Source organism: Lacibacter sediminis (assembly GCF_014168535.1).
GTDB classification, from domain to species: Bacteria; Bacteroidota; Bacteroidia; order Chitinophagales; family Chitinophagaceae; genus Lacibacter; species Lacibacter sediminis.
The window spans coordinates 4495255-4508589 of sequence record NZ_CP060007.1; the positions used below are offsets into that span (position 1 = coordinate 4495255).

A 13335-nucleotide genomic window follows, 5' to 3' on the forward strand; every position below is an offset into this window, starting at 1 on the left:
ACACATTTTTGCATCGATTTAAATTCTATCGACATTTAAAATTTGAAGGATGAATCCAAAGCGTCTAATTCTACTATCATATTTGGTGACTATCTGTATCTCAACTGCATATTCGCAAAATACCAATATGCCGGGTTATGATGTGATTGCTACCCACTTTTTCTATACATATGAGTTGCCGGTCTCATTCCCTGGTAATGTTTTTGAGTTTCACAAAAAAAAAGATGGTTGGTATCTAGCAGAAGTAGAAAACAATAGCAAGCAGAGACTAAAGTATGAACTACTTTGGAACAAGAAAACAAACGGTTTTAACAAGCTTTCATATAAAATCAGTATAGATACATCTAATTCAAAAGCTAATTTTTTAGAAAATAAAGCATCGACTGGAATTGGTGATTTTGAATTATATGCATTTGAGCGAATTTCATATTATGGGTACAGTGGCTGGGACTGGGATGTGATTCAAATGGGAAAAACTGAACAAACATTTTCAGAATTTGAATTGGAAAGCCTTGCAAGAGCTTACTCCAACTATGCAACCGGATTTCTTTATGATCAATATGGCTATCATTTTGAAAACGGAGATACAGCAAGAAAAAAAATCAGTACAGCAACACCCATTTCATCTTATCGTATTTCCAAATTTCATGAATACATAAAAAAATCGATTGACTATTATCGATTACTCGCCGAAAAAAATCCTGACTATCAAACCAGAGTAGGAAAAGTCTCACTTAAACTATCGGGAGAAAGTATGTTTGCATGGTCAACACTCAAAATGATTGGGTCTGAAAATAAAGCCACTGAGTTTATAAAAACAGGGCTTTACAATGATAGTATTTTGCATATTGCCGAATTACTCCTTAATGATGCACCTCAAAATTCAATTCTATTCACATCTGGTGACAATCAAACTTATTCATTATGGTATATGCAGGAAACCAAAGGCCTTCGTAAAGATGTTAAGGTTATTGACATTAACCTCCTAGGCCTTAACAGGTACATTTCATTCTTAAAGAAACATGAGAAAATTAGATTTTCAATTCCAGATTCCATTTTGCATAACAAGACATTTAGTGTATTATATAAACACCCAAATATAAATTCATCCAACAGTATTGACATTGACAGTTTAACTAAACAGATTATTACTAATGTTGGTCCGATTTCTGAAATTAGCAGTTATTCTATGTCTTCAGATTCAATCAGGTATTTTACAAATCAGAAAATTTATTTCAACCCGCTTATTCCCTTAAACTCAGAAATTACAACAATATCTGAGGTTAAATTAATATACTTAGGAGATTATCTTTATGGTTCTGATTTATTATTAATTGACTTGATCAACATGAACAGGGCTGACAAAAAAATACTAATCACATTTCAATATGAGTTATTAAGTTCTTTACTAACCCCTGAAAAAGGTTTATTTCTATTTAGCGAAAATTAATAAAAAATAATAGCTCATGGCCTATTGAAGAAAATCTGACAAATGAAGCCAAATGGTGCCATTACGTAAATATGATGGCTTTGCTATTGCTGAAATATAAGATCGACCGATGAAGAAAACAACTCTGAATGAAAATACAATTGCTATCAGCAGTCAATAAATTTCCATTCCAAACCTGCTGCCAACGCCGGTGAATCACATCACATGTTTATGGGATATGAAACTATTGCAGCAGGTGTACTTTTGCATTTGTTTCAAACAATAATTGTGGCAATATGACATTTTCTCACTACAAAAAATATTGGTTCATTTTTCTGTCCGTAATGATAGTACTTGCTGCGGAAGCACAACCATTGGTAATTGCAACCTACCAATACGCCGATAATAACCGTATTGCAAATATTCAACCGTTGGCCGATCACATTGCTGCAAAAACAGGACAACCAGTTGAGGTGAAAAGCTATAAAACCGTTCACTTGTTAATTGAAGCGATTCAAAAGAATGAAATTGATATTGCCCTTATCAACAGTTTTGGCTATTTTATGCTGGAAGCTTCGTCAACTGCATATCCCATGAAACCTTATGCAGTACTACGTGTAAAAGAAAATGCAAAAGACAATTATAAAACTGCAATTATCATCGCTGATCGATTTGCTGCCGACACCTTGCGTGATATAAAAAAGATTGCAGCATCGCTCCGACTAATGCTGGTGAGCCCCGGTTCAACATCGGGCAATCTTGTTCCAAGGTTAGCGTTCAATTCAGTTGGTTTAAAAAATCCGGAAACAGATTTTAAACAGGTGAGCTATGGAAAAAATCACAAAGCTGCAATCGACTCCGTAATACTTGGCAAGGCAGATATTGCTACGGTGGGCAGTACCGAATATTTCAGTCTGTTGAAGGATAGCAGCCGGGCCAAACAAATCAAACTGCTTTGGCTGTCGCCGGAAATTCCATTAGGGCCACTACTCATCAACAACCGTGTTGCAGCTCCACTCCGTGATTCGATCGTTGCATTATTACTGGAGCTGCACAAGAATAATACCGCTGCACTTGAGGCTGTAAAAAAAGGTTGGAGTGAAGCGGCACAAACCGATCAATTCATTCGTTTGCCGAAGGATTATTATAAACCTTTTCGTAAACAATCAGGCGATAAAAAAACGATGGCAAAGATTATCAAGCAGTTCGTGAATTAAGAAACTGTTGAACCAACATCCAGTATTTGCTTTTCATTATTATCTCCGTTTCTAAGCCGGTTCCATACAATGTTTCATCATCTTGCTGCTGAACGAAGTAAATGTGTCTGATATATTGAAGAACATATCACAGCTGCGTTAAGTATCAACACCACACTTGTGTGGCATACAAAAATGAAGTAACTTAATTGTCCGTTAGCAATCACCGATGATGAAAATGCTAATGTCTGACCAAACCGATCTTCAACTAACTTCTTTTACGCATTTAAAAACTTGTACATGCCAACTAACCGTAATGCAGCCATTGAAATGAATAAAGAAGATTTCAGACAAATGGGCTACAAATTAATTGACAGCATTGCTGAATTCATTAACGGCATTGAACAAAAGCCGGTTACTACAGGCGAAACACCGGAACAGATTCAAAATATCTTAGGCACTTCATCTTTACCTGAACATGGAACAAGTGGTGCTGCCTTGTTAGAAAGAGCAACGGAGTTGATGATGAATCATTCATTACTCAATGGTCATCCAAAATTTATGGGGTATATCACTTCGTCTGCTGCGCCTATTGGGGCATTGGCTGATCTGCTTGCAGCAACAGTTAATCCGAATGTGGGTGCAAATATTTTAAGCCCCATGGCAACAGCTATTGAAAAGCAAACAGTGAGATGGTTAGCTGAGTTCATTGGTGTTTCTCCCTCTTATGGTGGCGTGTTGGTGAGTGGTGGCAACATGGCCAACTTCACTGCTTTTCTTGCAGCAAGAACTGCCAAAGCACCAAAGAACTTAAAAGCAGATGGTCTTGCAAAAGCCGGAGCCGAACTGGTTTTGTATTGTCCGAAAACAACACATACATGGATCGAAAAAGCAGCAGTGTTATTTGGTCATGGTATGAATGCAATCCGCTGGATCGCTACTGATGAAAACAATAAAATGAATAACGATCTGCTGATTGAAACAATAGAAGCTGATCTGCAAAACGGGAAGAAGCCGTTCCTCGTTGTTGGCACTGCAGGCGATGTGAGCACCGGTGTTGTGGATGATCTGAAAGGCATTGCCGCCATTTGCAAAAAATATGATCTCTGGTTTCATATTGACGGAGCGTATGGTATTCCTGCAGCCGTTATTCCCGAACAAAAAGAATTATTTGCAGGTATTGAAGATGCAGATTCCATTGCGCTTGATCCGCATAAATGGTTATACAGTCCGTTGGAAGCAGGTTGCACATTGGTGAAAGATCCCAATCATTTGATCGACACGTACAGTTCGCATCCGGTGTATTATAATTTCGGCAATAACGATGAACCGCTTATGCAAAACTTTTACGAATACGGTTTGCAAAATTCACGTGGTTTCCGGGCATTAAAAGTATGGATCATGTTACAGCAGGTAGGCCGTAGTGGTTACATCAAAATGATCGATGAAGATATTCAACTCTCGAAATTATTTTTTGAATTAGCTGACAAACATCCGGAACTGGAAGCCGTTACACAAAACCTGAGTATCACGACGCTGCGTTATGTTCCATTGAATTTCGAAAACTACAGTGCAGCAACTGAAACTTATTTAAACAAGCTGAATGAAGCATTGCTGAACGATCTGCAACAAGGCGGCGAAGTATTTCTGTCCAATGCTGTTATCGGCAATAAATATTGCCTGCGTGGTTGTATCGTTAACTTCAGAACATCAGAGAAAGACATTGAAGAGATCATTGAGATCGTTGTAAAAGAAGGAAGAAAAATTCAAACAAAAATGAAGAATGAAGAACCAAGCATGCAGCTTTAAGCCGTTCTTCATTCTTCCTGATTCTTCCATTTTTTACTGAACATTCATCTTAAATCGCTTCACCTGTTCTTTGATGATGCGTTCAACTTCTGTTTCAAGTGTAACAACTGTTGTTGCATCCTTTGTTTTTTGATCGTTGATAAAATTCTGTCGCTGCTGATTGAGTGAAATGATTTTTGTTTGAATAGCTGCCCGTTCTTTCTTCTTTTCACTCACAATTACTTTCAGTTGAGCAGTAGTTTTATTCTGTAAACTGTCGGGCAATGTTTTCTTATCGATCTTTTCAATTTCTGCTTCATTATCAGCAGCACGATCTACCAGGTCCCAGCCAGCATTATTATAAACTTTAGAATTACTTTTTGTTTCAGCTCGTTTAATAGCTGCCTTTTTACTCATTGCCGAATTAGCTACATCCATCTTCTCCTGCTTGCTGTAAAACTCCTGGCCCCTTGCACCGTAGGTAATATACGTACTGTTTAATTTTTCATTGAGTTTAAAGATCTCATCGTCATAAGGTGTAGCAATGTCTTCGATCTTATGATCCTGGTTAATATTGCTGAAGCTGCCGTTACCACATTCGCCCACAAGGTTCCAGTATTCACGAATGCCTTGCTGACGGTCGCCGCAATAAATCGTGTTCACGATCACCCCTTTACTTTTTGCTTCCGTACATGCCTGTGAGAAACTTACACTTCCTTGACGAAAGCTTTCATTCCCTGCTATAAAAACTACTTTGTATGAATTTGGATTTGGATCCCATTTCAATTGCTGAACAGATTTGAAAATCACATGGCCACAAAATTCATCGCCACCATCGGTGGTTAATGCAAAGAGGTTTTCTGAAAGTGAATCAAGATCAGTAATAAAATTATTGATCTGTTTGATATAGCCATTACGTTCATCGTTACGTGGACTGCCGTATTCGTATAATGCAATTTCAATTTTTGGATTCGCCTTATTATCACAATGCACACGGCCGAGTGTATTCACCATTGTCCAGAGTTGTGCTTTGGCCTGATCGATGAGTCCATCCATACTGTTACTTACATCGAGCAGAATAGCGACTTGTATTTTTTGATCAGTTGCTGGCTTAGGAAGAGTCTCTTTCTCTTTCTCTTTTTCTGTTGGCGGTGTTTGTGTTTGCAGTGGAGGTGTTTGTTTAGTTGATGATTTCGTTTGTGCTTGTGTGATTACCTGTTTTCGTTTTTTAGGTTCTTTAAATGCTGACACGGTAAAAATAGCTGCGAGTATAACTACAGCAGCCAGTAATGGTTTACGATAAGATTGCATAGCGTTGATTTTTTAGTTGGATGCGGGAGCTTGTGAAAATGCACAAGCGAAAAAAAATGTTTGCATTGTTTTAACAGTGAGAACGTTTCTTTTCTTCAAAATAAAAAAGGCCGCCCGTAGAAACAGGCGGCCTCACTTTACTTAACCAATAAAATTATCGACGTATCAATTTTACTGCTTTGCTGTTGTTCCCTTGTTGTACCATAATGAAGTACATACCGGGGATATACTTGTCACCAAATCGAATGGTGGTACCGGACATTACATTTTCTTTCTGCTCTACCACACGGCCCAGCTCATCCATTACACGTACCAAAATGCGATCGGTTGTGTTACTGCTCTTCACGGTTAAGGTGAAGTAACTGTCGCTTGGGTTTGGTGCGGTGATGACTTCGAAAGTTGGTACTGCTGTAATCACAGGCTCCTCTTCGTTTCGGGTTTTACCCGTGCCGCCGATTACAATTGTACTGCCACTGTTTACCACAGTTACCGGATCGGCTGCATCAGAAGCACCTGACTGATTATCGAAGTACACTTCGTTGGTATTCTTGTTAAAAATCTTCAGACGGATTTTGTCTTTACCAGTGCCGTCCAATGCGCCATCAATTACGGTCATAATAAAATTGATTCCGCTCTGACCATTTGTGATTTTACCTGTTCCTCTCAGCTGTGCTTTTGCATTTGATACCGACAGGTATTCAAAATTGAGTGCATTAAATTCAAAATCGCCATTCTTAAACTCAAGCTGCGTTTCGCCTTTCGGGTTAGTAGCTGTTTTGAAATAATTATTCTGGAAGCCATAGCTTACTTTTCCGGCCGTTGTATTGAAGCTACCGCCACCAAATGTATAGCCACCATTTGGATCGTAGATCACTACAATAGCATCGATATCTCCGTTTGTATTAGCGTAGCTGACATTGCCATTATGGTCGATGATTTCCATCTTTAATTTGTACACACCGGCTGTACTGAATTTGTAACTGCCGGTAACTGTTCCGCTTTTCAAACCACTCGGTTCGGCTGTTACTCTGCCGGCCACGGTGCTGTTATCAATTACCCAGCGGGCCGTGTGTTTGTTGCCGGGTACATCCCAGAATGTACCTGCAAAGCTGACGGTGCTGCCGATTTTATATGAAGCGCCACTTTGTGGTGCGGTGATGTTGTGGGCAACGATCACTTGAGTTTTTGATGTTGCTTTATTTCCAGATGCATCTGTACACTCAACGAAAATATCGTAGATTCTTCCGTTGCCTGCACCTGATCTTTCTGCACGCAGCTCAACAGTGTTACTACCTGTAATTAACCAATCATTCGGAAGATCACCATCGCCTGTTCCGACTTCGGGTTCGTTACTTATTACACCGATGATCTTACAATCTGGCTTGCCACAATTATCTGTACTTTCTGTGGTAAGAGTTACCGTCTTCATTTTATGGTTGGGAGGCCATAAGGATGACGGGCTTGCCGTAACACTTATAATGGTTGGGAGTTCATTGTCTGAGACGGTTATAGAGAATGTGCTTCTACTGATACCACAATCATTTTCAGCAACCAGCAGTACGTCAGTTGTGCCAACGTTAAAGAATGAGCCACTGCCGGTGCCTGATCCCGATCCATTGGTAGCGCCTGAAAACTGATAGGTTACTACCGGTGCCGGGTAGCCTGTAACGGTACTGTTGTAATTAACAGTAGCTCCGCATTTGCCGACTGTATTCGTTTGTGTGATATTTCCAGGTACGGCAATGAATGCTGCTGTTTTCACTGTTAGCGCTACCGAAGCACAGCTGGTGGTATTACAAATACCACTATATCTAACATAATAGGTTGTATTGACAGTGGGTGAAACAGTAATGCTGTTACCCGTTCCAATAACCGTGCTTCCGCATGAACCGGCAAACCATTGTGCTGTAGCACCAGTACCTGCAAAGCCACCGGCTAACGTTAAGGTAGTGCTTTCACCTGTACAAATAACGAGATCACCTGTTATAGCAGTTGGCGCTACAGACAAAGTATTTACTGTTACTGTTCGCATAGCACACTCGGTGGTATTGCAATCGCCTTTGTACCGTGCATAATAAGTAGTCGTAGAAGCAGGCGATACTGTAATAGCAAATCTTCCTACTTCTATAGGCGTGCCGTCGCATGAACCAGCGAACCATTCTATTTCTGCACCAGTTCCCCTTATTCCATCGTAGGCCGTTAATGTAGTGCTTTGGCCATTGCAAATCGTGTTCGTACCTGCAATCTTTGGAGCTGTAGATAAAGTTTTTACGTTAACTCCTACCGATGCACAGGCAGTGGTATTGCAGGTGCCGCTATATCTTACAAAATAGGTTGTATTGACAGTGGGTGAAACGGTAATGCTGTTACCCGTTCCAATAACCGTGCTCCCGCATGAGCCGGCAAACCATTGTGCTGTAGCACCAGTACCCGCTATTCCACCCGAAATCGTCAGAGTAGTACTTTGACCGTTGCAAATCGTTGTGGTGCCGGTAATACCTGTGGGTGCCGTTGATAACGTGTTTACCGTTACTGCTACCGATGCACAGGCGGTGGTATTGCAGGTGCCGCTATATCTTACAAAATAGGTTGTATTGACAGTGGGTGAAACGGTAATGCTGTTACCCGTTCCAATAAGCGTGCTTCCGCATGAACCTGCAAACCATTGTGCTGTAGCACCAGTTCCCGCTGTTCCACCCGAAAGTGTCAGCGTAGTACTTTGACCGCTGCAAATCGTGATTGTGCCGGTTATACTTGTGGGCGGTGTAGATAAGGTATTTATCGTGACATTGACCATTTGCGCAGGTCTGCATTCAGTATTTGCCGGCACAGGCGATAACACTGCGTAGATGAACCCGTTGCCAGATGGTAGCGCAGATGTGGAAGTAGTTGCCACTGTGCCATTGTCTGTCAGACTACCATTTACCAAAGACGCTATCACTGTGCCACCTGTATAGGGATCAGTCGTTTGTTCATTAAAGTATTTAAATGTAATACCATAAGTAGTACCCATACCCGTTAAGCCCGAAGCGGTGAGCGTTACATTAGCGCCTTGGCAGGATGCAGGTGTGGGGCTTGTAGTGATTGTAGAAATGGAAGGACATGGTTGAACCTGTGGCTGTAGTTCATACGCTCCCATATCAATTATACCTGCTTTGCGTGGATTGCCAGCCAAATCGAGTAGTTCACTATACAATAAATCGTTGCCTGCATTAACAGCTGGTGATATTTGCTGAACCTGGAAGTTTCCATTAGCCGGATCAATGAATAACGGGTCTACCGAAAGGTTACCCTCACTAGTGTTGTCATAATTTAGATGACCTCCTTGTATAATACTGTATTTAACGTATGAATCAGTTGAAAAAGGAGCATCACTTCCCCAAAAAATACTGTTTTGAATGGCGGGCCTTACATAAAACCCTTGTGTAGTGATTATGCTGCCTTCATTGAAAAAAGTGCAATTGGTGATTCCTGTGTATCCACTGGACAGGCCTGCATAAACGCATATTGCTGCACCCGCCTCAGCTATATTATTATAAAACAAGCAATTAATAACTTCTGCGGTCACATCAACACGTTCATTTCCTTCAAGATAATAGTAAGAGCCCCCAATAGCAAGGGCACCACCGATCTTAGCAATATTCTCAGTAAAAATGCAGTTAACCACTTTGCCCGAACCACCATGAATGCCCGCACCGAGTTCTTCGTAAAAGAAATGGCCAAGTGCATTTCCACCCTTAATTGTAAAGCCATCAATTGTTATGGGTGCGTTTCGTGCATTTGATCCATCAACTACGTGGTAACTATTATTGGCCTGTGAAGCAATACCACCATTATCATTTTGGTCAATATCACCACTAAGCACTGTTTTATTGAGCGTTAAGTTCCGTTGATCAATGGATGTTTCTATACCAGAAAACCCACCATAAATTGAAACGCCTTCCTTTAATGAGAATGTCGCATTCCGATCATTATTGATTGCTCCCACCCCTTCATCAGGATAATAAGTACCTTTTGCAATCCAAATTTGCCTTGTACAGCCGTTAACATTCGCCAAAGCATCCTGCAAAGTTTTAAAAGCAGTAGCCCAGGAATTACCGTCTTGAATAAAACCTGTAACATTTTTGCTTACATACATTACCGTTTTGTTTGAAGCATCGTTATCATTACAATCGCCAGGTTGTTGTGTTGTTTTCAAACGATAACCTATGCCAGGAGAAGAACAGGTCGTAACAGGTTGTCCTACATAAAGAGCGTCGTTATCAGCATCTAATACCCAAGTATTAATCGCTACATACCGATTTTGGTCGTCACAATCATCTTTATTTGTTACATACCCGCCCAGCGTAGCAGTACAGCTTTGCTGTGTACTATTTGGATCACCAAAACCATCTTCATCAAAATCTCTGTAAAAGGTACCTGGCTTGTTGATATCTGGATCATTGTCATTACAATCCGTATTATTTCTTACATACTTTTCCGGTATGCTACAATCGGTTTTTGAAATTGAAGGATTCCCAAATCCATCCCCATCGTCATCTAAATAATAAATTAAAAAAACGATATTATCATCAATTGTGCTGTTACAATCATTGTCTTTACCATCGCACAATTCTGGTGCACCCGGGTAAATGGTTTTATCACTATCATTACAATCTGTATTATTTGCGCTATACCCTGCAGGCAAAGTACCACTAACACCTAAAAACGTAATATTTGGATTCCCAAATCCATCCCCATCGGCATCTCTGAAGTAGGTTACACACGGACAAGGTTGGTTGTTTTGTACAATTACGCCGCAGGGGCAAACAGTAAAAACTGGCCCTATCTGAGCATATGTTTTATGAAAAATTGTTAGTAATAAAAATACAGCCAACAGTTTTAAAAAACTTGATTTTCGGTTATTATGTCTATTCTGTTGATAGAAAATATCCCACCAATAATGATTGCTTACTTTGTACATACATTGAGGTTTGGTAATTAAGAAAAAGTTTGGGTCGGTTTACGCAGGGTATCGGCAGCTGTCAGTTGATCTTATCAGGCAGGGATTCTATTCTTTTTTCGAAAATGAAATACACGAGGAGGATGAGGAGCAGGACGGCGATGATCAAGAGAATCAATGTCCAATCCTTTTTTCTCATAGATGCAGTTTCAAATGAAAAAATTTTGATGTTGTAAGGTAGGCGGCACAGAAGGGTGGATACAAGTAATTGAGGCGACAAAGGGCTGACATGTAGCTGTACAAAATACTGACAGGGTACCGGACAACGACCGGACAACGAACTGAAGCGCCTTTATTTTTAAGGATTTTGGGCGAGAGAAATGGATTGTATGTATTTTCTAAAAAAGGAAACCTATGAGCCGTTGCAACAGTTGTAAAAAAAGAAAACCCATTAGAAAACGGGTTTTGATACTTGATCTAATCAACATGAGGAAAAAGTAAGATGCAGGTTAGAACGGCCTTGAAACGATTGTTGAACCGTTTACCTGTTTTCAACAAAGATGGCTCTACACGTGGGTTTTGGATAAACCGCTATGTAGCTATTTCGATGAATGAACAGTCAGGAATATGAAAATAGTACAGGCATGCTTACAGCTGCAATTTTGAGGCAGGACAAAAACCGGACAATTGAGAAAATGCTGCATTCAGGCTATGCCGCACCGTGAGTTTGTTAAATGCCTGCAATGTATTCGTCAAGGTTTATGTCGGAGCTGAGTTGAAGGCGCTGCCGCAAACGTTGCCTTGTTTTATGGACACTGTCGACAGATATGCCCAGCATGGCAGCCATTTGTTTGCTTGTAAGCTGCATGCGTGTAAGAGCAGCCATCCGTTGCTCTGCCACTGTTATATCGGCTGAGATCTCTTTGAGTTGTTGAAAGAAGGTTGGATAAATTTTTTCAAAGAGTGATTTAAATTTCAACCAATCGTCTTCGGTTAATATGGTTTGCCGGCTGAGTTCGGACATCAGGACTTGCTGCTCCGATGATTCCCCTTTGTTTTTTGCCTGTTCTTCCAGTTTTTCAATGAGGCTGGTTTTTTCCACAATGTTTTCGGTAAACATTTTGAGTTGCTCACGTGCCGATGCAATTTCCTGTTGCATCCGTTGCTTTTCCTGCTCCATCCGCTCCACCTGCAACTTTGCTTTCAGTCGCTGTCTTGTAATTACCAGGAAGCCAACCATGCCCAGCAAAATAATAGCAGCAATCAAGACATTACGTTGAAATACCTGCTTCTCTCTCTCGCTTTGCAGTGACTGAATATGGTACCTGCTTTTTTCATCGTTGGCTCTTGCCTTTGAAACGGCAATTCCACTTATGGCAATTACCCGTTCCAATGAATCATTCAACGCACTGTACTTTGTATTGTAGTAAAAAGCACTGTCGTAATTGCCCAATGCTTTAAATACATCCACAGCTGCAACGTAAGTGTTTCGCAAATAAAACATTTCGGGAGCTTGCTCTAACAAACGAAATGCTTCTCTTACGTACTGCAAGGCAGCCTTCGTATTTCCTAACCGAACCTGTGTGCGTGCAGCCCACTGCAGGGAGTTGGCTGCATTATCAAAAAGTTTTTCTGCTTTACTAAACTTATGATCCGTTTGAAATAAGACGAGTGCCGTATCGTATTTTTTTTGCTCAAAAAAAATCTGCCCCATGTTACCCCCGATGATTCCCTTCCATATATCGAGGTTTAATGCTGTTGCCGCTTTCAGCGATGCTTTGTACCAGTAGAAAGCTGAATCGTATTGTTGCCTGCGATGGTAACCAAGGGCAGCCGTGTTACTGGAGAACATCATTCGTACAGTATCACCCGGTTGTTTAAGTTTTTCAAAAAGCTTAAATGCTTTGATACTGTTTTTTACACATTCTTCATACTCCCTGATTTTATACAAGATTTCTCCAACAACCAGGTAGTTGTGCGGGCTGTTTGCAATGCCGAGCTTCTCATTGAGTTCGAGTCCGTTCAGGGTGTAGGTTACTGCCAGTGCCAGCTCTTTCAACGAATGGTAAACCTGGCCGCAAATAAGACTTGCCTGTGCGATCAACCTGTCATCCCCCGACAGGTAAGCTTCGTTCATTGTTTTTTCATAAAGCGAAAGAACTCTTGATTGCACTACCTCGCTGGCCCGGTATTCCGCCATTGAATTAATTTCTGGTTTTACATCTTCGTGAAGAAACACAGCAGCCTTTATTGCGTAAAAACGTGCCCGCAACTGATGGTTGTCTGCTTTTGATTCCAGCTCTTGAAGGATGTTTTCTGATTGTCCGCTTTTTGCAATCTCCGCTACTAAATCATATTTGTAGAAAATAGCGTTTTTAACGTACCCATTTAGTGTGTCGATTATGTCGACTTCTTTAAGTACAGGCGTTTGTGCCTGCGTCGGGCACACGATAAAAGAAAACAGCAGCCATGTAATGAATATCCGGAGCAATTGGGTTTTGGAACGATTCATAAACATGGCTAATATAGAAAAATAATACCAACGCTGTACGATGTGTGTAAGACGAAGATTGTCAACTAAAAAAACCGCTGACAGTAACAGGCACGTTGTTTTTTAGACTCAGAATGGTTAGTACCGAAACAACGAAAAGCCATTTTGCACTAAGAAA

General features: G+C 40.6%; 6 protein-coding genes. 3 read left to right on the forward strand and 3 right to left on the reverse strand.

Annotated features, from left to right (window positions below):
* Window positions 1–49 precede the first annotated feature (49 nt).
* The 3 genes from H4075_RS19140 to H4075_RS19150 all read left to right on the forward strand — a co-directional run bounded on the left by H4075_RS19140 (window position 50) and on the right by H4075_RS19150 (window position 4434).
* Window positions 50–1450: a hypothetical protein gene (locus H4075_RS19140; RefSeq protein ID WP_182802424.1), complete on the forward strand. Its 1401-nt coding sequence runs from the start codon at window positions 50–52 to the stop codon at window positions 1448–1450.
* Window positions 1451–1725: 275 nt separating this feature from the next.
* On the forward strand, window positions 1726–2646 hold the full coding sequence (locus tag H4075_RS19145; RefSeq protein WP_182802425.1) for a phosphate/phosphite/phosphonate ABC transporter substrate-binding protein: 921 nt from the start codon (window positions 1726–1728) through the stop codon (window positions 2644–2646).
* Between the two features lie 279 nt (window positions 2647–2925).
* A complete protein-coding gene (locus H4075_RS19150) occupies window positions 2926–4434 on the forward strand; it encodes a pyridoxal phosphate-dependent decarboxylase family protein (protein ID WP_182802426.1) in 1509 nt (502 codons plus the stop codon).
* 33 nt (window positions 4435–4467) lie between these two features.
* Here the strand turns inward: H4075_RS19150 and H4075_RS19155 are convergent, their stop codons facing one another.
* The 3 genes from H4075_RS19155 to H4075_RS19165 form a co-directional block, all read right to left on the reverse strand.
* Window positions 4468–5724, reverse strand: a complete 1257-nt coding sequence (locus tag H4075_RS19155) for a vWA domain-containing protein (RefSeq protein WP_182802427.1) — start codon at window positions 5722–5724, stop codon at window positions 4468–4470.
* A 154-nt stretch (window positions 5725–5878) separates the two neighbouring features.
* Window positions 5879–10687, reverse strand: a complete 4809-nt coding sequence (locus H4075_RS19160; RefSeq protein WP_182802428.1) for an Ig-like domain-containing protein — start codon at window positions 10685–10687, stop codon at window positions 5879–5881.
* A 709-nt stretch (window positions 10688–11396) separates the two neighbouring features.
* Window positions 11397–13178: a tetratricopeptide repeat protein gene (locus H4075_RS19165; protein WP_182802429.1), complete on the reverse strand. Its 1782-nt coding sequence runs from the start codon at window positions 13176–13178 to the stop codon at window positions 11397–11399.
* Between the last annotated feature and the right edge of the window lie 157 nt (window positions 13179–13335).